The following is a 21,708-nucleotide window of genomic DNA, read 5'->3' on the forward strand; positions in this document are numbered from 1 at the left end:
CGGAGGGCCGCCGGGGCAGGAGGCCCGCTTGGCCGGAGGGCCGCCCGGGCAGGAGGCCCGCTTGGCCGGAAGGCCGCCGAGCAGCAGGGCCGATGGGCCGGGCGGGCGAACTGAGGTCGACCGGGCGGCCCGCGGTCAGCCCGGGCCGCGGCAGAAGACCCGCCGGGCCAGGGAAGACGAGAAGCCGCCGGAGCCGGGCGAGCAGGCCCGCCGCCGGCTTGGGCGCCGAGAACCGCCGGCCAGATCCCGCCCTGCAACCCGATCCGAAGCTCCAACACGGCCGGTGGTGCCGGGTCAAGGCACGCTTTCCCGCCTTGACGCGGCACCACCGGCCGTAGTCACAATCGGAGATCGGGTCGGAGGGCCTCCCCAAGGCCGGCTAACTCCGGCCACGGAAGCAAACAAACCGGCGGCCGAGCGGACCGGCGCCGAGCGGACCGGCGGCGACCGCACCCGCCGGCCGAGCGACTGGCGGCCGAGCGGACCGCCGGCCGAGCAGTTCGCCAAGACCCGCTCACACCACCAAACCCAGCTCACTCCGGAGCAGGAGCCCCCTCATCCGGCTGCAAAATCCCGAAAACATTCCCCTCAGTATCCCGGCAATAAGCCAGCCACCCCACCCCGGGAACCGGATTCTTCGGCAACGCCAAAGTCCCCCCAGCCCGGTTCACATCCCCCAGCGAAGCATCGAGATCCGCCACCTCGACGGTGTTCACAAACCCGTGAATCGGAGCCGAAGCCTCCGGAGCAGGCCCTTGCCGAGGCAACAGACCGCCGTCGATCCCGGCGCCTTCCCCCGTACTGATCATCCAATAGGGCACATCACCCCACCGCTCGAACTTCCAACCGAACACCGCCGTGTAGAACGCCACCGCTCGTTCGGGGTCGCCGGCGTGGATCTCGAAGTGGACGGGACGAGGCATGCGCGCCTCCTCAGGCCGGGCCGTCAGGGTGTCGTGAGAGTACGCCCGGCCTGAGGAAAGTTACAGGTGTGTCCGCGGCGTCAGGTCCGCGTCGAAGTCCGGGAAGCCCGCCGGCGCGGAGCGCGGAGCCAGCGAAGTGGCGGGCGGCAAGCCCGCCCAGCGGCGGACCGTCGCCGTCGCCGCTGCCGCCTCGGCCGGGGCCAGCTGGGCGATCTTCGATCCGTGGTTGCCGCCCTGGACGTAGTAGCGGTACGAATCGCGGCTGCCCGGGCCCAGCTCGAACGGCTCCGCTCCCCACGGGTCGTTGGACCCGTACACGAACAGCAGCCGGGTGCCGCGGGACTTCACCCAGAAGTCGATGTCCGGCATCGCCGGGTAGTCGAAGCGCGGCAAGCGGATCGACGACGGCACGAACGTCTTCGGCTGGTCGGCGCCCGGGTAGCGCAGCAGGTCGCGGAGGTAGCCGTCGTACGCCTCGGGCGAGCCCAGCTGGACCGCCGCCTGGTAGTAGTACGGGATGTACGGGGCCAGGTCCTGGTCGGAGTACGTGTTGAGGCTCTCCACCTTCTCGTACCAGGCGTAGACCTCCGCCGCGGGCGCGCCCGCCTTCGGCACCGTCGCGCAGTCCGCCTGGGTCTGGTACTGCCAGAACGCGAAGTACGAGTCGATCACCGAGATCTCGAGGGACTTGTCGGCCGAACCCACGATCGAGAACGTCAAGCCCCGTTCCGCCGCGTCCGCCGCCGCGATCGCCCCCAGCTCGTCACGCCGCTTCAGCGCGTCCCGCTGGATCGCCTTCAACGCGTCGCGGCAGGCCGGGTCGTTGCCCACGCGGGACAGGAAGCGGTTGTAGACGTCGACCGGGTCGATGACGTCGTTCGGCGCGACGTACGGGATGGTCGCATCGACGTCGTCGGGGAAGAAGCGCCGGTAGTACGTCGCCGTCATGCCGCCCTTGCTGCCGCCCGTGGCCAGCCACTTGCCCGGGTAGATCGCCTTGAACGCCTGGACCGCGCGGTGCTCGTCCGCCGCCGCCTGCCAGATCGTCAGCTGCTTCGCCCAGTTCTCCGGCTCCGGCCGCGACGGCGTGAAGTAGCGGTACTCCATCGACAGCTGGTTGCCGTTGACGATCTGGGTCGGCTCCGAGCGGTTCGGCGAGCCGCTGACGTTGTAGCCGCTGGTGAAGGCGACCGTCGGGGCGGCGAAGTCGCGGTGCAGCAACGTGAACCGCTGCTGGAACGTGCCCGCGCCCGGGTGCCGGTGGTCGGCGGGCTGGGTGTAGGTCAGCTTGAAGAACCGGTACCCGGCCGGCGCCGGGTCCTCGGAAACGACCGTGAGCCCGGGGATGCGCTGCAGTTCCGCCCGGATGTCGGGTGCCGCCGCGGCCGCCGGGGCCAGGCCGGCCAGCGCGAGCAGGACCGCCCCCACCGTGAAAAGTCTGCGCATCGAGCACCCTCCCGGCCCACGGAACCGCACCGAACTCTCGGTGGGACCCTCACAGAACCGGCGATGGTCGGCAATCGGCTGTCCGGGCGCAGCTGCGGTCAGGATCCGACTTTCGGCGGGTGGCGCCGCGTCTCCCGGCGTGCGCAGCCACGGGCATCGTGTGAGTTGTCCGCGTGATTGCGGCCACGTTACGGTCCGAAGCCGTAGGTACCGTCATCGAGCGAGGGGTCCGCCATGAAGGTTTCCGACTGCCCGACGACCCAGGTCGAGGTACGCATCGCCGCGCGGCCGGCCGAGGTCTGGTCCTGGCTGCTGGACGTCGACCTGCCGGCCCGGTTCTCCACCGAGTTCCAGGGCGGCCGCTGGGTCGAGGGGGCCGAGCCCGGCCTCGGCGCGCGGTTCCGCGGCCGCAACTCCCACCCGATCGCCGGCGAGTGGGAGACGGTCTCCACCGTCACCGGCTACGAGCCCGGGCGGCTGTTCGCCTGGGCCGTGATGGACGTGACGAACCCGGCCGCGTCGTGGCGCTTCGAGCTCGTCCCGGACGGCGACGGCACGATCCTGCGCCAGTGGGCCCAGATCGGCCCGGGCCCGTCCAACCTCACGACGATCATCGGCTCGATGCCCGAGCACGAAGACGAAATCGTCGCCATGCGGCTCGGCGAGCTGCAGGCCAACATGCAGAAGACCGTCGAGGGCATCAAGGCACTCGCCGAAACCGGCGTGCCCGCCTAGCGGAGCAGACGGTCCACAAAGGACTTGACCGCGGCGAGCGCCTCGGGTGACTGCCACAGCCGCGTCACGTGCGGGTCGTCCGAGTGGCGGTACTCGGCGATCCGCTCGTGGAACGGCTGCCGGATCTGGGCCTTGGTGTGGGCGAACGGCTCGGCGGGCAGGTCGCCGAGCCGGGCCGCGACGGCGACGGCCCGGTCGAGCACCTCCTCCGGCGGGGCCGTCTCGTCGGCCAGTCCGCGGGCCAGTGCCTCGTCCCCGCCCCAGGTTTCACCCGTGTAGGTGAGCAAGGGCAGCCGGGGTGTGCCGTAGGCGCAGCGGAGGATCTCCAGCGCGGCCAGCGGGAACGGCAGCCCGACGAGCAGCTCGGTGACCCCGATCCGGCCGGCACCCAGCACCCGGTGGTCACAGGCCGCCGCCAGCACCGCGCCGCCGGCGATGGCGTGCCCGTTCAGCGCGGCGACCACCGGACGCGGGCAGCCGAACACGGCCAGCAGGGCGTCGGACAGCAGCGGCAGGAACTCGGCCACGTACGGCGCGCCGCCCTCGTCGAGCCGCTTGAGGTCGACGCCCGCGCAGAAGATCCCGCCGGTCCCGGTCAGCACGACGGCGCGCGCCTGTCCGGCGTCCTCGATCCGCCGCACCAGCTCCCGGCACGAGCCGGTGTCGAGCGTGTTCCCCCGCCCGTGGTCGATCCGGAGCACGGCGACGTCGCGGTGGCTGTCCAGGGTGATCGGCACGGCCCGACCGTACCGCGGGGGAGGCGGGCCGGTCAGGCCCTGACGCTCAACCGGACGACGCCGAATCGCTCAGCTCGTGATGTCCTTTCGCGCGAACCGCCGCCCGGCGTAGAGGAAGAACACCGTCCCGTAGATCGCCGCCGACAGCATGCCGCTCGCCAGGTTGGTCCAGTCGACGTCGGTCGAGATCAGGTCCATCCAGGAGAACGCGTAGTGCGTCGGCAGGTAGTTGCGCAGGCCCTCCAGCGCGGTGATCTGGTCCAGGATCTGCGACAGGATCGCCACCAGCACCGCGCCGCCGACCGCGCCCAGCGGGGCGTCGGTCGTCACGCTCAGCGCCAGCGCCAGCCCGGCCACCCAGGCCAGCTGCAGGATGATGTACACAGTGGACAGCGCGATGGCCAGCAGGCTGTCGCCGAACGACACCGCGTCGCCGGTCGGGCTGATCGCGTCGCCCGCGCCGTACCAGACCACCCCGACGCCGAGCGACACCAGCGGCAGCAGCACCAGCGCGAACGCCGAGAGCAGCCCGGACACGATCGCCTTCTGCCGCAGCACCCGCTGCCGCGGCACCGGCACGGCCAGCAGGTACTTCAAGCTCGACCACGACGCTTCGCTGGCGATCGTGTCGCCGAAGAACAGCGCCACGATCATCGGCAGCAGGAACGTCCCCGACACGAACAGCGCCAGCACGACGAAGTTCGGTGCGGACGCCGTGGCCAGGTCGACGAACCCGCCGCTGCGCCGGTTCGGGCTCGACTGCCCGAGCTGGAACGCCAGCGCCAGGATGAACGGCAGGATCGCGACGAACCCGAGCAGGAACTGCGTGCGCCGCCGCTTGAGCTGGCGCCGCAGCTCCACGCCGAGCCGCAGCGTCCGCCGCGCCGAGTAACCCTCGACCGCGCCGTCCGGCCCGACACCCGCGTGCTCCTGCGACGCGATGTCGCTCAGCTCGTCCAGCGCGTGCGGGTCGGTGTGCACACCTTCACTCACGACTCTTCTCCGACCAGTTGCAGGAACGCGTCTTCCAGCCGGCGCCGAGGCCCGGCCTGCTCCACCGCGACGCCGGCGCGCACCAGCGCGGCCACGCCCTCGGCCCGCGGCAGCTCGCCGAGGTTCGCGTGCACGAGCTCGCCCTCGACGTCGACGTCGGTGACCCCGCTGAGCGCCTTCAACGCCGCCGCGGCCGCCGCCGGGTCGTCGACCCGGAACGTCGCCTCGCCGCCCGCCGCGGCCAGCTCGCCGACCTCGCCCGAGGCGACCAGCGAACCGCGGTGCATCACCACGACGTGCGTGCAGGTCTGCTCGACCTCGGCCAGCAGGTGGCTGGACACCACCACGGTGCGGCCGGTCGCGGCGTACCGCTTCAGCACCTCGCGCATCTGGTGGATCTGGGGCGGGTCGAGCCCGTTGGTCGGTTCGTCGAGCACCATCAGCTCCGGCAGGCCGAGCATCGCCTGCGCGATCGCCAGCCGCTGCCGCATGCCCTGGCTGTAGGTCCGCACCCGGCGCTCGACCGCGCTGCCGAGCCCGGCGATCTCCAGCGCCTCCGCGAAGTGCGCCTTCTCCGCCGGCCGCCCGGTCGACGCCCAGTACAGCTCGAGGTTGGCCCGGCCGGACAGGTGCGGCAGGAAGCCCGAGCCCTCGACGAACGACCCGATGCGGGAGAGCACCGGCGCCCCCGGGGCGATCTTGTGCCCGAACACGCGGATGCTGCCCGCGGTCGGCGTGATCAGGCCCATCAGCATCCGCAGCGTGGTCGTCTTGCCGGCGCCGTTCGGCCCGAGCAGGCCGAGCACCTGGCCCGGCTCGACCCGGAAGGACAGGTCCTTCACCGCGACGAACCCGCCCGCGTACTGCTTGCGCAGCCCCTCGATGACCAGCGGGGTCCCGGCCAGTTCGGGGTCGACGTCGGTGGCGCGACGGCGGCGCAGGGCGGCGAACAGCACCGCGGCCAGTCCGATCGCCAGCGTCACGCCGATGCCCACCAGCTGCCCGATCGGGGCCGGGGAGCCGACCGACTTCCCGGGCACGACCGGCACGGCCAGCGCGGTGCCGCCGCCGGCGAGCCCGATCCGGAACACCGCAGGCGCGGCCGGCGCGGCGTAGCCCTGATCGGTGGTGCCGACGACCAGCCGCAGCGCGTGCCCGCCCTCGATCGGCCGGACGATGCCCGGCAGCGTCACCGTGACGTCGACCGGGGTGCCGTCGGCGGGCAGCCCGCTCACCCGGAAGGGCGCGATGGCGTTGGCCGGCAGCACCCGCGAGCCGTCCTGGCCGACGTCGTAGAGCTTGGCGAACAGCACCGCGTCGGGCTGCGGGTGCGCCGGGTCCGCGGCAACCTGCAGCCGCACGGTCGAGGAGCCGCTGATGACGAGCTGGCCGTCGACGGGCGCGGTGGTGAACTGCGCGGCCTGGCCGGGCGGGTCGTTGCTGAACAGCGCGCCCAGCCGCGCCGAACTGCTCGCGACGCCGTTGAGGCCGGGGATGCCGCTCACCGCCGCCGGGTTCGCCCCGGCCGGGCGCACCACCGGCTGCGCGGGCCCGGTCAGCGCCAGCAGCCGCCGCTCGGTCGCCGGCCCGGTCAGCCCGGGGTAGGCGGCGGCGTTGACCGTGCGGACCGACGGCGTGCCGTTGGCCCGCAACGTGCCCTGCACGTCGTAGCTGAAGCCGGTGCCCGGGTCGCCGCCGGTCACCGCGGTCCACAGGAAGTCGGCGATCTTGGCGCGCAGCTGCGGGCCGGGCTTGCCGCCGTCGTGGCCGCCGGTGTACCAGACCGTCTTGACCTTGCCGCCCGCGGCGGTGATCTGCCGGGCGTTCGCGTCGGACTGGTCGAGGCCGAACAGCGTGTCGCTCTCGCCCTGCACCAGCAGCGTCGGCACGGTGATCCGGTTCGTGACGGACGCGGGGGAGACGCGGCGCAGCAGGTCGACGCTCGCCTGGCTCGCCTGCCCGGTGGTGCCGAGCTCGGTGTAGGCGCGGCAGACCGCGGCGGTGAACCGGCCGCAGGGGTCGGCGGGGCCGCCGCGCGGGCCGCCCGCGCCCGGCGGCGCCGCGGGAAGCGCGGCCGCGGCGGTCCCGGCGGCGCCGGTGGACCCGGTGTCGGTCGCCTGCCCGGCCTCCGGCGCTTCAGCGGAGGGCGAGCCGCTCGCCGCGGCGCCGGAACCGGCCGAGAAGAAGATGCCGGCCCAGCTCTTCTTGAAGACGCCGTCGGTGGCGAAGGCGCCGGCGGACGGCGTGCCGGGAGCGGTGGTCGCCGGCGTCGCCGCGTTCGGCACCAGGCCCTGGGCGAGGTCGTTGTAGGTGATCACCGGGGCGATCGCGTCGACGCGCTTGTCCGTGCCGGCCAGCAGCAGCGACAGCGCACCGCCGTAGGAGGCGCCGGTGACGGCGATCTCCGGGTCGCCCTTCGCGTCGAGGGTGACCTGGTGCTGCGCGACGAGCCGGTCGATCAGGCGGCTCGCGTCGGCGACCTCGCCGTCCGGGTCGTTGAGCCCGATCTTGCCGGTGCTCTTGCCGAAGCCGCGCGCGGACCACGTCATCACGACGAAGCCCTTCCGCGCGAGCTCGCGGGCGTCGTCGGCGACGCTGTTCTTGTCGCCGCCGAAGCCGTGCGCGAGCAGCACCGCGGGTGCGGGCACGGTCGTGGGCAGGTAGGTGGTCGTGTCGATCTTGACCTGCTCGGCCGAGCCGGGCGCGGCGGGCAGGTCGAGCAGGGCGTCCTGGGTGGGCACGGCGGGCGGGGCCGTGTCGCGCGTCGCCCAGAGGACGGTCGCGGCGGCGAGCACCGCCACGACGGCGCCGAGCGCGGTGAGCCGGGCTCGGCGGGTGCGCGGGAGCGGGAGTCGGGGCACGACGTGACCGTATGTGAAGTTTCCTGAGAGTGTTCTCCGCGGCTCACGGCGATCACACTTTCCGGACCACCTGGTGGACCGAAGTGACCGGAATTACACGACCAACCCGGTGACGTGCGCGATCCCGGCTGGCGTTCGCCGGGAGGAACCGGCAAACTGGACGCGCTGTGAGGGGAGTATTCCTTCGCGGCGGTGTCGTCAGCACGGTGGCCCTGCGCCCCCGGCACCGTCGGCCGGTGGTTGCCACCGGCGGAAGAGACCTCCGGTTAGTTGCTGCTGCGCACTATCCGGAGGTTTCGGTTCCATGACTGTCCCCCTGTGGCTGTGGATCGCCACGATCGGTGGCCTGCTCGCGCTGATCGCGCTGGACCTGGTCATCGTCGATCGCAAGCCGCACGAAGTGACCACGGGGGAAGCGGCTCGCTGGGTCATCTTCTACGTCTCGTGCGCGATCGTGTTCGGCATCGGTGTGTGGGTCTTCGCCGGGCACGACCCGGGCGTCGAGTTCTTCACCGGGTACATCACCGAGTACTCGCTGAGCGTCGACAACCTGTTCATCTTCATGATCATCATGAGCTCGTTCAAGGTGCCCGCCATCCACCAGCACCGGGTGCTGCTGGTCGGCATACTGCTCGCGCTGGCCATGCGGAGCGTCTTCATCGCCATCGGCGCCGCGCTCATCGAGCAGTTCGTCTGGGTGTTCTTCCTCTTCGGCGCGGTGCTGATCTGGACGGCGATCAGCATGCTGCGCGGCAAGGGCGAAGAAGAGGAGTACCACGAGAACGCCGTCACCCGGCAGGTGCGCAAGATCGCCCCGGTGACCGACGACTACCACGGCCACCACTACACGGTGAAGATCAACGGCAAGCGGATGATCACGCCGATGCTGCTGGTGATCGTGGCCATCGGCTCGGCCGACCTGCTCTTCGCGGTCGACTCGATCCCGGCGATCTTCGGGATCACGCAGGAGGCGTTCCTCGTCTTCACCGCCAACGCGTTCGCGCTGATGGGCCTGCGCCAGCTGTACTTCCTGCTCGGCGGCCTGGTGACCAAGCTCGTCTACCTCAGCTACGGCCTCGCGGTGATTCTCGCCTTCATCGGCGCGAAGCTGTTCCTGCACGCGCTGCACGAGTACCACGTCGTCCCGGACTGGCTGGACATCAACAACTGGATCTCCCTCGGCGTGATCGTCGTCGTGCTCACCATCACCACGGTGGCCAGCCTGGCGAAGGCCCGCCGGGACGAGCGCAGGCAGGTCGTTGCTTAGCGTCAGGCAAAATCGTTCGCCTCGCTAAGGATTTCGGGTACCGTCGGCGAGGTGCGTCCTGCCGACATCGAAGCCCTCGTCGTCCCCGGCCGTCCCGCCCTGCGCGGGAACCTGCTGCTCACGGCGGTCAAGAGACCGGATCTGAAAGCGAACGCGACCCACAGCGCGCTCCGGCGGGTTTCGCTCGGCGGCGGCGAGACCGCGTGGACCCACGGTCCGCGCGACTCCGCCCCGGCGATCTCCCCGGACGGGCGCTGGGTGGCGTTCCTCCGCGCCGGGGACGGCAAGGGCGCGGACGGCAGCCCGCAGCTGCACGTGATGCCCACCGGCGGCGGCGACGCCCGCCGGCTGACGTCGCTGCACCTCGGCGCCGGGGAACCGGTGTGGGCGCCGGACTCGCGGCGGATCGCCTTCACCGCCCGTGTGCCCGAGCCCGGCCGCTACGGCACGCCGGACGCCGGCGGCGAGACGCCGGAGCCGGCCGCCGAGGCCCCGCGCCACATCACGCGGATGGACTACCGGCTCGACGACGTCGGGTTCGTGCGCGACCGCATGCAGCGGCTGTTCATCGTCGACACGGCCGACACCCAGGAGCCGGGGGAGCCCGAGCCGCTGACCGGGGCCGGGTTCGACGCGGCCCACCCGGTCTGGACGCCGGACGGCACGCGCGTGGTCTTCACCGCCCCGCCGGACTGGGGCGCGGCCGAAAGCGACGTCCGCGACATCTGCGCGATCCCGGCCGAGGGTGGCGCGCCCGAGGTCGTCGTGCGCTGCGAGGGCTACTCGGAGCGGCCGGTGTTCGGCCCGGACGGCACGTTGTTCTACTTCGGACAGTCTTTCGAGGAGCACCACGAGGCCGCGCCCACCGGGCTCTACGCGGCCACGCCCGAGTTCGGCGCCGGCCCGGTGAAGGCCCGCCGGCTCACCGACGCGGAAACCGTGGACTGCGAGTCCGCGGCGGGGCCGCCGGCTCCGCGCGAGAACGACGTCGTCGTCGCGGTCCGCAACCGCGGCGCGGTGGAACTGCGTGCGGTCGCCATCGACACGGCCGACGCCCCGCTGGCCGACCTGGCCGTGGTCCACGCGGACCGGTCCGCGGTCCGGTCGTTCACGCTGGACGGCGCGGTGCTGGTGGCGGTGATCGCGACGCCGTCGACCGCGGGTGAGGTCGTGCTGCTCGGCGACGGCGAGCCCCAGGTGCTGACCGGCTACTCGCAGCCGTTGCGGGACAGGGGCATCCGGCCGATGATCGAGCTGGAGACCACCGCCCCGGACGGCTACCCGGTGCACGGCTGGCTGGTCCTGCCCGAGGGTGAGGGCCCGCACCCGGTGCTGCGCGTGGTGCACGGCGGCCCGTTCACCCAGCAGGAGTGGGCGGTGTTCGACGAGGCCCAGGTCTACGCATCGGCGGGCTACGCGGTGGTGGTCGGCAACCCGCGCGGGTCGGCGGGGTACGGGCAGGCGCACGGCCACGCGATCACGCACGCCCTGGGCACGGTCGACGTCGACGACGTCCTGGCCCTGCTGGACAAGGCGCTGGAGCGGCCGGACCTGGACGCGTCCCGCGTCGGCATCATGGGCGGCTCGTACGGTGGGTTCATGACGAGCTGGCTGGCCGCCCACCACGGCGCCCGCTTCAAGGCGGCGTGGAGCGAGCGCGCGGTCAACGCGTGGGACTCGATGCTCGGCAGCTCCGACATCGGCTACTTCTTCGTCGACGCCTACATCGGCTCCTCGCCGGAGGAGCAGCGCAAGCGGTCACCGCTGACGTACGCGGCGCAGGTGGAGATCCCGTTCGCGGTGGTGCATTCGGAGCAGGACTGGCGCTGCCCGCTGGAGCAGGCGGAGCGGATGTTCGTCGCCCTGCGCCGAGCGGGCGCGCCGGCGGAGATGCTGCTGTTCCCGGGTGAAGGGCACGAGCTGAGCCGTACCGGCCGGCCGCGGCACCGGGTTCAGCGGTTCGACGCGGTCCTGGAGTGGTGGTCGCGGCACCTGTGACGCGCGGGCTGGTCTGCTTCGACGTCGACGGCACCCTCGTGCCGGGCACCAGCTCGTGCGCGTGGGTGGCCGCGGCCCTGGGCCACGAGGCCGAGCTCGTCGCCGCCGAGGCGGCGTACGCGGCCGGGCGGATGACCAACCAGGAAGCGTCGGTGATCGACGCCCGCGGCTGGGCCGGGCACTCCGAGGCGGAGATCCTGGCCCGGCTGGCGACGCTGCCGCTGGTCGACGGGATCGCCGAGACGGTGGCGTGGTGCCACGAGCACGACCTGCGCCCGATCCTGACCACGCTCGCGTGGACGCCGGTGGGCCGGATGCTCGCCGCGCGGTTCGGCTTCGCCGCGTACTGCGGCCCGGTGCCCGAAGCCGTCGGCGGCCGCTACACCGGCCGCGTCGCCGAGCACCTGGACGAGTACGGCAAGCGGGACTTCGCGCTCGCCCAGGGTTTCGCGCCGGAGCGGTGTGCCGCGGTCGGGGACAGCCGGTCGGATCTGCCGCTCTTCGCCGCCGTCGGCATGAGCATCGGCTTCAACGCGGCCCCGGACGCCCGTGCCGTCGCGACCCACCTCGTCGACGGCGACGACCTGCGGGCGATCGTCCCGCTGCTCGCGGCTCAGTTCAGCAGCGTGTAGTTCAGCTCTTCGCAGACCCGGCCCAGCGGGACGTCCAGGCCCGGGTGGTCCAGCGGCAGCAGCACGTCGGGCGCGATCGGGAGTGCGGCGCCCGCCGGCGGGTCCCACAGGCAGATCGCGGGGTCGCCGGAGTCCATCGACGAGCGGTACCAGAGGCCGTCGAGGTCGCTGAACGCGCCGCGGATCGCACGGGCCCACGCCTGGGTCAGCTTCTTCGGGCCACTGGAGATCTCCTGTGAGGCGCCGACGCGCGTCGGCCAGAGGCCGGTCAGATCGAGCAGGCGCAGGGTGCGCGTCGGGCGGACGACGACCAGCCGGGGACCGCGGGTGCGGCGGTCGACCGTCGAGCTGGTCTGGAAGACCTCGGCGACCGAGGTGCGCACGGTGAGGCCGAAGTAGAGGACGCCGTTGGCGGGATCGGTGACCGGGGCGCCGCCGCGGCCGGGTGTCTGCTGGTCGAAGCGGCCGTGCGGGAGCGGGCCGGTGTAGCGGAACGAGTTCCACTGCTGGGGGTGGTTGCCGTGCGCGGTGAAGATCCGTACGAGCCTGGTCGCGGGCTGGACCGTCACCACGTCGTCGGCGCGGTTCAGCTGCCGGACCAGGACGGATCGGGCGGGCGGCAGCGGGAGCCGGGCCATGGGTAGGGGGTGGTCCGTCCTTGTCGGTGATCTTGCTCGGGAGGGTCCAGCCTAGAGCGGAGTGCCGAGCGTGGCGATGAGGCGGGCCACGTGGTCCGGGTCACCACCGGAGAGCAGCCATTGCCGCGGGGTCGCGGGCTGGTCGTTGATGACGAGATCGTCCTGCGGAGTGCTCATGAAGGCGGCGACGACCAGTGCCGGCTGGTCCTCGGGGAGGGCCTTGAGCACGACTTCGAGGCCGGGCAGCACGCCCGAGCCGGCGAACTGCCACGCGGGGAGCCGCCACCCGCCGTCCTTCCAGCCGGTCAGCCGCCCTTCCTTCAGGCGGTGCCGGATCCGGCTGTCGTCGACGCCGAGCGCCTTCGCGGCTTCGTTGACGCTGAGAGCACCTTCGGCGAGCACGGCGTGGGCGGCGACGGTGCGCGCCCGGAAGTCGGGTTCGTCTTCCCGCCGTGGCGAGAGGTCCAGGCCGACGTCGGTGAGCGCGGCGCGCTGGTCGGCCGAGAAGTAGTGCGAGGGATCCGGATTCGGTGGGGACAGTCTGCGCGCGGCGTCTTCGACGAGTGTGAGGAACTCGTTCGCATCGACCTTCAGGCCCGCCTTGGCGAGGATGTTCTCCAGCGCTACAGACATGTGGCCCAGGTTAACCCGAAACAGCGCGGATGTGCGGGTTCGTGCGCTTTCTTGCCCTGTCTGTGGGTGAATTCACCAGAGATCGACACTCAGGGCACATCATCCAACACATTGAGTAGTCAACTTCCGGTCAGTTTCCCTGGATCGGAGGCGGTTGTCCAGCCCCGGTCCGGCTTGACAGTGCCGGGTGGGGAACCTAGGTTCCGGATGAGAAAACGATTTCCGCTCCGTGCCTACGAGACCCGGCGCTCCGGCGCCGGTGATGGGGGACACAGGGGGTGGGGCGTGCCTGGGGGGCCCGGCACGAGCCGGCCCCCAGGCACGTCGCTCCGGCTACCGGCGGGAGCTCTTCCGCACGATCAACCGGGCTTCGAGGGTCGTCGTCGTGGTGTCGCGGCTGCTGTCCGAGATGCGGGCCAGCAGGAGCTGCGCGGCCACCCGGCCGACTTCGTACGCCGGTTGGGCGACCACCGTCAGGGGCGGGTCGATCAGGGTCGTCCACGGTGCGTCGTCGAACGAAACGATGCCCACGTCCCGGCCCGGGCGCAGGCCGCGGGCCGACAGGGCTTCGAGCACCCCGATCGCCATCGTGCTGTTCGCGACCAGCAGCGCGTCCGGCGGCGACGGCTCGTCCAGCAGTTCCAGTGCGGCCAGCCGCGCGCCTTCCGAGCGGTACTCGGCCCGGCGGAACATGACGTTGCCTTCGCCGACGACATCCGCGTAGCCCGCCAGGCGGTCTTCGGCGGTGCGGACGCCCGGGGGACCGGTCAGGCAGCCGACCCGCCGGTAGCCGCCGGCGAGCAGGTGCCGCGTGGCTTCGGCGGCCGCGTGCCGGGTGTCGACCAGGACCTGATCGCCCTCGGCGGCCTGCAGCGGCCGGTCGACGGCCACCAGTGGCGTGCCCTGGCGCCGCAGGCCCTCGACGTTCGTGGACCGGCCGGTGGGCGAGAGCACCACGCCCGCGACGCGCTCTTGGAGCGCGACCTCGATGTAGCGGCGCTCCTTGTCTTCGTTTTCATCCGAGTTGCACAGCACCACCGAGTAGCCCGACCGCTGCGCGAGGTCCTCGACGCCCCGCGCGATGGCGGTGAAGAAGGGGTTCTCGACGTCGGAGATGATCAGCGCGAGCACCGCTGTCTCCTGCCGGCGCAGGTTCCGGGCCAGCCCGTTCGGGTGGTACCCCAGCTCGGCGGCCGCTTCCTGCACCCGCGCGGCCAGTGCGGGGTCCACAGTGGACTTCCCGTTGAGGGCGCGCGACACGGTCGCCGTGGAGACGCCGGCTCGCGCCGCGACGTCGCTGATGGTGGCCACACGTCCTCCCTGATCACTCGTCGAGGGGAGAATAGCGCTCTTGGTGGTCGTTTACCGTCCGCTTACCTTTTTGGGTGAACAGCCACTTCCGGTTGTCCGTGCGGGTTACGCCGAACGGAGTCGATCACCGGCTGTGATGTCCACAGTGGAGAGTCAGGGAAGAAGAGGCGCGGCGTGAGCCCGGTGAGGGCCCGGCATTCCCGGCTGAGATGAGCTTGATCGGCATACCCCGCGGCGGCGGCGAGCGCGGCCAGGCCGGAGAGGCGCGGGGCGAGTGCGACAGCTCGCTGGAAACGGCTGATCCGGAGGTAGGTGGCGGGTCCGTAGCCGACGGCTTGGGTGAACCGCCGGCGGAGCTGACGGTCGCTCACCGCGGTGGACGGGGGTGGATCCTCGGCCTGCGCTGCCGTGAGCTCTGGCGGGCTCGCGGCGAGTTCCGCCGCTCGCGCCGCGAGCTCTGCTGGTCGCACGCCGGCTCGGGCCATGTCCGGTTGGGTGAACATGGTTCGGGTCGCCTCACCGACGCGGGCAACCCCCGCCTCCAGCCGCGCGATCAGCTCTGCCACCGCCGGATCCACGGGAGGCGGCTCCGCCACCCGCGCGGCCACCGCGGAAACCGGCGACCAAGCGCCCTCCACGAGCCGCTCCGCCGAGCGCCGACCCCACAGCTCGTCCAACGGCACCCGCCAGTCCCGCAACTCGTCCGCCGCCACGCCCAGGACCGCCGCCGCCCGGCCCGGCGCGAACCGCACTCCGCTCAGCACCACTCCCGGCTCGGTCACCGAAGACCAAGCTCCGGTGTCCGGACCGGCCACGAACGCATGGCCGCCGCCGACCACGAGATCCACGCACCCGTCCGGGACGATCCGCTTCGCCCCCTCCGGAGCCGACCGCCAGACGCACCTCACCACGCCCCGCAGAAACGCCGGGGCGGCCACCTCCTCGTACACAGTTCCGATCATCCTCCGGGGACCGACAAAACCGGCGCTCGGGAGCCGGGCCGACCGTCGGCCCCCGGGTTGGACGGCGCGGCCGGCTCCTCCTGCTCGGCCTCGATCATTCTCTGGGGGACCGGTAAAACCGGTGCTCGGGAGCCGGGCCGACCGCCGGCCCCCGGGTTGGACGGCGCGGCCGGCTCCTCCTGCTCGGCCTCGATCATTCTCCGGGGCACCCGCAAAACCGGCGCTCGAGCGCCCAGGCCCACCGCCACCGGCAGGGCGGCAGCCCCTCAAGCTGGGGTCTTCCCTCCGCACCCACCCGTCCGGGTGAACATCGAACTTTCCGCAAACTCCGGCTAACACCCCGTCAGGTCACGGCGAGATATACATCGACGCACTCGATGGAAGTGCGCGCGACGAGAGAAGACCTCTCCATGGGCGTTTCCACCGCCACCCGGCCCCTGCGCGACTGCGCCGGGCGGGCTCGGTCGGCCGGCAGCTTCGTCGTCGTCCTCGGGGTGCTCGCCGCGGCTTTTGCGGTGACCTCCTACGTCGTTCCCCGGTCCGCTCGCGGGCCCGCGAAGGAAGAACCCGCCGCTCCGCTCGCGCCGGCCGCCGTGCGGACCGTCGATCACAGCGTCGTCTACGAACTGCTCGGCCCGCACGGGGCCCGCAACGTCACCTACGCCGCCGCCGGGGCCGCTCTCGCCCAGCACGCCGAGGTGGCCACCCCCTGGTCCGCGCGGTTTACCCGGGTTTCCCCCGCCGGGCGCACCGAGTTCTACAGCATCGCCGCCCGGAATCCCGGCCCCGGTGCGCTGCGCTGCCGGATCGTCGTCGACGGGGTCGTCGTCGCCGACAAGACCGAGACCCAACCGGACCGGCTCTTCAGCTGCGCTGTCTGAGCAGGCCCGAGCCAGCAAGATAGCGGCGTGAACGCCGCGATCACCTTCGGGCCCGCCCTGGTGGCGGTCCTCGTCCTCCTCGCCGTCACCGGCGCCGTCGTCGTCCGGGCCGGCGGGCTCGGCCGAGGCCGGTCCGTGCTGATCGCCGCCGCCCGTGCGGTCGTCCAGCTCGCCGCCGTCTCCCTCGTGATCACCGCCGTCCTGCGCTCGGTGCCGCTGACCGGCCTCTTCGTGCTGCTCATGTTCGGGATCGCCGCGGTGACGTCCGCACGCCGGGCCGGTACCGCCCGGAACGTCCCGTGGACGGCGCTGGCCATCGCCGCCGGTACGGCGCCCGTGCTCGGCCTGGTCCTCGGCGCCGGCGTCGTCCCGCCGCGGCCGATCGCCGTCGTGCCGATCGCGGGGATCGTGATCGGCGGCGCCATGACCGCGACGTCGCAAGCCGCCCGCCGGGCCCTCGACGAGCTGAAAGCCCGGCACGGCGAGTACGAAGCCGCCCTGGCCCTCGGCTTCCTGCCCCGCCCGGCCGCGCTGGAGATCTGCCGCCCGTCGGCCGGGCACGCGCTCATCCCGGCGCTCGACCAGACCCGCACGGTCGGCCTGGTGACGCTGCCGGGCGCCTACGTCGGCGTCCTGCTCGGCGGGGCAGGCCCGATCCAGGCCGGGACGACGCAGGTGCTCGTGCTGATCGGGTTGCTCGCCGCGGAAGCCGTCTCGATCCTGGTGACCGTGCAGCTCGTCGCGGCGGGGAAGCTCAGCCGAGCGGGGAAGCCAGGTGGGCCGTGTCGTTGAAGCGCCGCACGATCCAGGTGTCGCCGTGCAGCACCAGGTGCGAGATCGAGCCGTTGTCCGCGCCGAGGAACGCGAACCGCTCCACCGAGCGGCTGGCCTGCGCGAACACCTCGCCGATCACGCCGCCGTGGGTGAACACCGCCACCCGCTGGTCCGGGTGCGCGGCCGCGATGCGGGTCAGCGCGCCGCGCAGCCGGGCGCCGAAGGCCTCGTCGGACTCCGCGCCCGGGATCACGTCCCAGCGCTGTTCGGCCCACAGCCGGTCGACGATCGGGTGGCCGTCGGCCGTGTACTTGCGGAACAGGCCGTTCTCCCAGTCGCCGAGGTGGATCTCGCGCAGGTCCGGCTCGACGACCGGGGTCAGCCCGAGCTTCTCCGCCAGCGGCGCGGCGGTCTGCACCGTGCGGCGCAGCGTCGTCACGTAGATCGCGTCGATCCGCTCGCCTGCCAGCCGGACGCCGACGCGCTGGGCGTGGTCACGGCCTTCCGGCGCGAGGTCCGGGTCGGCCTGGCCGTCCACCAGCTCGAACGGGTTTTCGCCGCGGGCCGGAGCGGACTCGCCGTGCCGGACCAGGAAGATCTCCGTCGCGCCCGGGGGCGGGCTGAAACGGTGCTGGCGGTACTCGATCTCCTGCTCCGGGGTGCTCATGCTGGAGACGGTACAGCGGCGCGAAGCGCCTCCGTTGAGGGTGGTGGTGGGGAGGAAGGTGGAGATTAGCCCAGCTGCTTGTCCACGAAACACCATCGCCACGTCTCGCCCGGTTCGAAGCTGCGCATGACCGGATGGCGGGATTCGTGGAAGTGCTGGGTCGCGTGCCGGCGCGGCGAAGAGTCGCAGCAGGCGACGTTGCCGCACTTCAGGCACATCCGCAGGTGGACCCACGTGGTGCCCTCGGCGAGGCAGGCGGCGCAGCTGTCGGCCGAGCTGGGCTCCTTGTCCACCCACTCGTGGGCCAGGTGCTTGCACGAGCCCGCCGTCGCGGCCGGGGTGCGCAGCTCGCGGCCCTCGGTGTCGGGCTCGGCCTCGTCGCGGTCGAGCATGGACTCCTCGATGTCGAGCCGCTCCAGGACCTTGCGCAGCACGTCGTCGTCGGCGCTGCCGCTGTCGCGGGCCTTGAGGAACTGGTCGCGCTCGACTTCGAGCAGCTCCAGCCGCAGCCGGCGGTAGGCGTCACTGGGGGTCTCGGCCAGCGCGCTCTGCCTGCCGAGCTGCTCCCACGCCGAGTCGGCGCGGTGCTGCAGCCGGTCGCGCAGGCGCTGGATGATCTCCGGCGGGTCGTCGTCGGTGCGGATCTCGTCGAGCTTGGCCAGCGCCGCGCGGGTCATGTCGTGCAGGACGGCCGCCTCCTGCAGCGCGTCCTCCGCCGGGTCCGGGCGCGGCAGGCGCAGCTTGCGGATCAGCGGCGGCAGCGTCATGCCCTGCACGGCCAGCGTGCCGGCCACGACGACGAACGCCGCGAGCACCAGCACGGCCCGCTGCGGGGTGTCGGCGGGCAGCACGAACGCGGCCGCCAGCGTCACCACCCCGCGCATGCCCGCCCACGCGATGACGGCCGAGTAGCGCCACGGCCAGACCTTCGGCTGGTTCTTCTTGGGCAGCAGACGCCGCTTGACCCGCTTGCCGACGCCGATCCCGGCCATCCACAGCACCCGGGTGAGGATGGTCGCGGCCAGCACGGCGACGCAGATCCAGGTCAGCATGGCCAGCGAGAGCCCGCTGTCCCCGACCTCGGCGAGGATCCGCCGCAGCTGCAGGCCGATCAGCAGGAAGACCATGTTTTCCAGCAGGAACGCGATGGTCTGCCAGTTCAGCCGGGACGCCAGCCGGGTGGAGCCGGAGAGGATCTGCGGCGCCTTGTGCCCGAGGATCAGCCCGGCGATGACCACCGCGAGCACGCCGGAGCCGTGGATCGCCTCGGCCGGGATGTAGGCGATGAAGGGGACGGCGAACGACAGCGCGGTGTCGAGCACCGGTTCGTTCAGCCGGGCGCGGATGAACGCGGCCGCGAAGCCGACGACCAGGCCGACCACGGCCCCGCCGATGGCCGCGCGGAAGAAGTCCGCACCGACCTGCCACAGGCTGACCGACCCGGCCAGCGCGGCGATGGCGGTGCGCAGGGCGACCAGCGCGGCGGCGTCGTTGAAGAGGCTTTCGCCCTCCAGCAGCCGGATCAGCTTGCGGGGCATGCCGACCCGCCGGGCGACGACGCTGGCCGCGACCGCGTCCGGCGGCGCCACGACCGCGCCGAGCGCGATGCCGCCGGCCAGCGGCAGCCCGGGGATCACCGCCCAGGCGACCAGGCCGACGCCGAGCGCGGTGAACACGACGAGGCCGACCGACATCAGCCCGATCGCCCCGCGGTTCTTCCGGAAGTCGACCAGCGACGTCTGGATGGCCGCCGAGTAGAGCAGCGGCGGGAGCAGGCCGAGCAGCACGACCTCGGGGTCGAGGTGGTATTCGGGCACGCCGGGGACGTAAGAGGCGGCGACGCCGACGACGATCAGGCACAGCGGAGCGGACCAGTCCAGCCGCCGCGCCACCGCGCTGACGACCAGGACGGTCACGACCAGCGCCACTATCTCTGCAGCTACGTGCACGGGGTAATCATTACCCTCCCGCCGCGGCGGGTGTCACCTGGCCAGCCTCGCCGCCGCTCGGAGGTACGCGAGTTGGTCCTCCGGGTACGCGTGTCGTCCGGTCGTAGGCTGGACGCGTGACGACGGTGGAGATCACGGCCGGTGCCCTGCGCGGGTCCGAACGGGACGGGGTCCGGACGTTCCTCGGCGTGCCCTACGCCGAGCCGCCGGTGGGGGAGCTGCGGTTCCGCGCGCCCCGGCCGGTCCGGCACTGGGCCGGCGAACGCGACGCGACGACGTGGGCGCCCCGAGCGCCGCAGCCCGAGCTGACCGGGCGCGGCTTCACCGGTGACGAGGACTGCCTCTACCTGAACGTCTACGCGCCCGCCCGGCCCGGCTCGTACCCGGTGCTGGTGTGGATCCACGGCGGCGGTGGCGTGATGGGCGCGCCGCACCAGTTCGACGCGTCCGCGTACGCCCGCGCCGGCGTCGTCGTCGTGACCGTCGCCTACCGGCTCGGGGTGCTCGGGATGCTGCACCTGCCCGGGGCCGCCGACTCGAACCTGTCCCTGCGCGACCAGGTCGCCGCCCTCGAGTGGGTGCGGGACGACATCGGCGCGTTCGGCGGCGATCCGGACCGCGTCACGCTGGCCGGGCAGTCCAACGGCGGCCGGACCGTCGGGACGCTGCTGGCCGTGCCCGCGACCCGCGGGCTGGTCCACCGGGCGATCGTGCAGAGCGGCACCGGGGTCGGCTCGGTCGTGCACACCCCGGCCGAAGGCGCGGCGATCGCCGACGCCGTCCTGCGGGAACTGGACGCCCGGCCCGAGGACCTCGCCACGCTCCCGGTGACGCGGATTCTCGAAGCGCAGCAACGGGTTTCGGCGGTGTCCGGGACCAAGGTGACCTACCGCGTGGTCGCCGGCGACGAGCTGCTTCCCCGGCGGCCGCTGGACAGCGTCCGGGAAATCCCGCTGCTCATCGGGACGACCGCCGACGAGGAAGACCTGTTCAGCTGGCTGCAGTCGGGCGGCGCGAAGCTGCTCGGCGTCGGCTCGACGATGCTGGACGCGGCCGAGATCGAAAAGGACGTCGAGGTGTACAGCGACCTACTCGATTGGCCCCAGGACCAGATCCGCAACCGCGTGCTGACCGCGGGGGACTGGTGGATCCCGGCGATCCGGTTCGCCGAGAAGCAGCCGGACGCGTGGATGTACCGCCTGGACTGGCGGATCGCCGCGCGCGGCAAGGGCCTGGGCGCGCCGCACGGGCTCGACCTGCCGCTGGTGTTCGACGACATCCGCAACCGCAACTGGCGCTTCCTCTTCGCCGGCCGGACGTTCCCGGCCGAGCGGATGCAGGCGATGGCGACGGAGATGTTCGGCGCGTGGGCCCGGTTCATCGCGACCGGCGACCCGGGCTGGCCCCGCTACACGACGGCCGACCGGACGACCCGCCTCTTCGACGAGGTGAGCACCACGGTGTCCGATCCGGACCGCGAGCAGCGCCTGCTCTGGGACTGAGCCGGGGCGGCGCGCGCGTTACCGAGAAGAGGCGTTCTTCGAAGGGCCAGACGCCGCGGAGAGGCACCACGGGCAGCGGACGATCCGCGCCCCGGCGGCGCTCAACGGCGTGACGCGGTCGCAGTGCAAAGAACTCTCCAGCAACGAGTCGAAGATCATCTCAAAGGTGATTCGAAGGCGGCAGGAATCGCGGCGGCACTCACCCACTCGGGCGCTCCGGTCCAGCTTCCGGTGCCCGTTCGGATCTGGCTCGAGAACGAATCCAGCAGCGTCGAGGTTCAGGACGCCGTCAAGGATTTGCTGGACTCGCACGGATTCGTGGTGGCCCGTGCCTACCCGCCGAAGCAGGGTTCCTGGTACCGGTCATTCGCCTTCCGGCTTCGCCGGGCCAGCACGTCGGACGAGATGCGCCGCCGGATGGAAAAGCTCGAGCGTGGCATCGAACTCCAACTTGTGACCAAGAACCAGGCGCAGGTGGATCAGGCGCAGGGAGACGCCGTCGCGAAGCTCCTGGCCGCCCTGCAGGACTCGCCGACAGCGTTGATCCAGATCGGTTCCGTGTTGCTGGTCAAGATCGATGGTGTCCCGATGGTCCGCAATCTCACGCAAACCGAGATCGCGTTGCTTGACCGGAACCCGTCCCTGCTCGACAATCCCCGGTCGGCGTTGTGCGCTCTCAACGACGCTGCCGATGCATCCCCCGACCCCCGGGCCTTGCACACAGGTGATTCTGAGCGGCGGGAAAGCCGACCAAAGGTCGACTGACTCGCGGGCCGACGGTGAAGGTCTCCTTACCGGC

At 72.2% G+C, this 21,708-nt stretch carries 19 protein-coding genes; 8 read left to right on the plus strand and 11 right to left on the minus strand.

Translation table 11 applies throughout. The features are described from left to right. Window positions 1-533: 533 nt before the first annotated feature. Complete coding sequence (locus ABZX11_RS15265; RefSeq protein WP_176171358.1) at window positions 534-923, minus strand: VOC family protein; 390 nt, start codon at window positions 921-923, stop codon at window positions 534-536. Between the two features lie 60 nt (window positions 924-983). Then, window positions 984-2,369, minus strand: coding sequence for a S28 family serine protease (locus ABZX11_RS15270; protein WP_354913398.1), 1,386 nt, complete (start codon window positions 2,367-2,369; stop codon window positions 984-986). A gap of 234 nt (window positions 2,370-2,603) precedes the next feature. Between ABZX11_RS15270 and ABZX11_RS15275 the strand changes: the two genes are divergently transcribed. After that, entirely contained in the window at window positions 2,604-3,104 is a 501-nt protein-coding gene (locus tag ABZX11_RS15275) for an SRPBCC family protein (protein WP_176171356.1), read from the plus strand. On the opposite strand, the gene ABZX11_RS15280 is transcribed toward ABZX11_RS15275, so the two are convergent. The 3 genes from ABZX11_RS15280 to ABZX11_RS15290 all read right to left on the minus strand — a co-directional run bounded on the left by ABZX11_RS15280 (window position 3,101) and on the right by ABZX11_RS15290 (window position 7,695). Next, window positions 3,101-3,841 (minus strand): enoyl-CoA hydratase/isomerase family protein, encoded by a 741-nt coding sequence (locus tag ABZX11_RS15280; RefSeq protein ID WP_176171355.1) that lies wholly within the window; start codon window positions 3,839-3,841, stop codon window positions 3,101-3,103. The two genes, ABZX11_RS15275 and ABZX11_RS15280, sit on opposite strands and share 4 nt — an antisense overlap. A 69-nt stretch (window positions 3,842-3,910) precedes the next feature. Beyond that, window positions 3,911-4,834, minus strand: a complete 924-nt coding sequence (locus ABZX11_RS15285) for an ABC transporter permease subunit (protein ID WP_176171354.1) — start codon at window positions 4,832-4,834, stop codon at window positions 3,911-3,913. After that, entirely contained in the window at window positions 4,831-7,695 is a 2,865-nt protein-coding gene (locus ABZX11_RS15290) for an alpha/beta fold hydrolase (protein ID WP_354913401.1), read from the minus strand. Before ABZX11_RS15290 ends, ABZX11_RS15285 begins: the two co-directional genes overlap by 4 nt. Window positions 7,696-7,999: 304 nt before the next feature. On the opposite strand from ABZX11_RS15290, the gene ABZX11_RS15295 reads away from it, so the two are divergent. From ABZX11_RS15295 to ABZX11_RS15305, 3 genes are read left to right on the plus strand one after another with little or no spacing between them, the layout of a single operon-like run. Then, entirely contained in the window at window positions 8,000-8,962 is a 963-nt protein-coding gene (locus tag ABZX11_RS15295; RefSeq protein WP_176171352.1) for a TerC family protein, read from the plus strand. 51 nt (window positions 8,963-9,013) lie between these two features. Next, the gene (locus ABZX11_RS15300) at window positions 9,014-10,960 is read left to right on the plus strand and encodes a S9 family peptidase (protein WP_354913403.1); all 1,947 of its coding nucleotides are present in this window, start codon (window positions 9,014-9,016) and stop codon (window positions 10,958-10,960) included. Continuing rightward, entirely contained in the window at window positions 10,942-11,592 is a 651-nt protein-coding gene (locus tag ABZX11_RS15305) for a haloacid dehalogenase-like hydrolase (RefSeq protein ID WP_354913405.1), read from the plus strand. Before ABZX11_RS15300 ends, ABZX11_RS15305 begins: the two co-directional genes overlap by 19 nt. Here ABZX11_RS15305 and ABZX11_RS15310 read toward each other — a convergent pair. The 4 genes from ABZX11_RS15310 to ABZX11_RS15325 all read right to left on the minus strand — a co-directional run bounded on the left by ABZX11_RS15310 (window position 11,574) and on the right by ABZX11_RS15325 (window position 15,136). Beyond that, window positions 11,574-12,230 (minus strand): RES family NAD+ phosphorylase, encoded by a 657-nt coding sequence (locus ABZX11_RS15310; RefSeq protein ID WP_176171350.1) that lies wholly within the window; start codon window positions 12,228-12,230, stop codon window positions 11,574-11,576. The two genes, ABZX11_RS15305 and ABZX11_RS15310, sit on opposite strands and share 19 nt — an antisense overlap. Before the next feature lie 51 nt (window positions 12,231-12,281). Beyond that, complete coding sequence (locus ABZX11_RS15315; RefSeq protein WP_176171349.1) at window positions 12,282-12,863, minus strand: DNA-binding protein; 582 nt, start codon at window positions 12,861-12,863, stop codon at window positions 12,282-12,284. Between the two features lie 333 nt (window positions 12,864-13,196). Then, window positions 13,197-14,174, minus strand: coding sequence for a LacI family DNA-binding transcriptional regulator (locus tag ABZX11_RS15320; RefSeq protein WP_176171348.1), 978 nt, complete (start codon window positions 14,172-14,174; stop codon window positions 13,197-13,199). Window positions 14,175-14,236: 62 nt separating this feature from the next. Then, window positions 14,237-15,136: a helix-turn-helix domain-containing protein gene (locus tag ABZX11_RS15325; protein ID WP_354913408.1), complete on the minus strand. Its 900-nt coding sequence runs from the start codon at window positions 15,134-15,136 to the stop codon at window positions 14,237-14,239. A gap of 410 nt (window positions 15,137-15,546) precedes the next feature. Here ABZX11_RS15325 and ABZX11_RS15330 point away from each other — a divergent pair, with 410 nt between their 5' ends. Then, window positions 15,547-16,017: an MmpS family transport accessory protein gene (locus tag ABZX11_RS15330; RefSeq protein ID WP_354913410.1), complete on the plus strand. Its 471-nt coding sequence runs from the start codon at window positions 15,547-15,549 to the stop codon at window positions 16,015-16,017. Window positions 16,018-16,044: 27 nt separating this feature from the next. After that, a complete protein-coding gene (locus ABZX11_RS15335; protein ID WP_354913412.1) occupies window positions 16,045-16,809 on the plus strand; it encodes an ABC transporter permease in 765 nt (254 codons plus the stop codon). Here ABZX11_RS15335 and ABZX11_RS15340 read toward each other — a convergent pair. Together ABZX11_RS15340 and ABZX11_RS15345 are read right to left on the minus strand one after the other, a co-directional pair. Beyond that, a complete protein-coding gene (locus ABZX11_RS15340; protein ID WP_354913414.1) occupies window positions 16,772-17,458 on the minus strand; it encodes a histidine phosphatase family protein in 687 nt (228 codons plus the stop codon). The two genes, ABZX11_RS15335 and ABZX11_RS15340, sit on opposite strands and share 38 nt — an antisense overlap. Window positions 17,459-17,523: 65 nt before the next feature. Further along, window positions 17,524-19,386, minus strand: a complete 1,863-nt coding sequence (locus ABZX11_RS15345; protein WP_354913505.1) for a Na+/H+ antiporter — start codon at window positions 19,384-19,386, stop codon at window positions 17,524-17,526. Window positions 19,387-19,523: 137 nt separating this feature from the next. Here ABZX11_RS15345 and ABZX11_RS15350 point away from each other — a divergent pair, with 137 nt between their 5' ends. Both ABZX11_RS15350 and ABZX11_RS15355 read left to right on the plus strand, forming a co-directional pair. Beyond that, entirely contained in the window at window positions 19,524-20,909 is a 1,386-nt protein-coding gene (locus ABZX11_RS15350; protein WP_354913416.1) for a carboxylesterase family protein, read from the plus strand. Between the two features lie 123 nt (window positions 20,910-21,032). Beyond that, window positions 21,033-21,674 (plus strand): hypothetical protein, encoded by a 642-nt coding sequence (locus ABZX11_RS15355; protein WP_354913418.1) that lies wholly within the window; start codon window positions 21,033-21,035, stop codon window positions 21,672-21,674. The last annotated feature ends 34 nt before the right edge of the window (window positions 21,675-21,708 follow it).

Source organism: Amycolatopsis sp. NPDC004169 (assembly GCF_040610315.1).
Taxonomy (GTDB): Bacteria; Actinomycetota; Actinomycetes; order Mycobacteriales; family Pseudonocardiaceae; genus Amycolatopsis.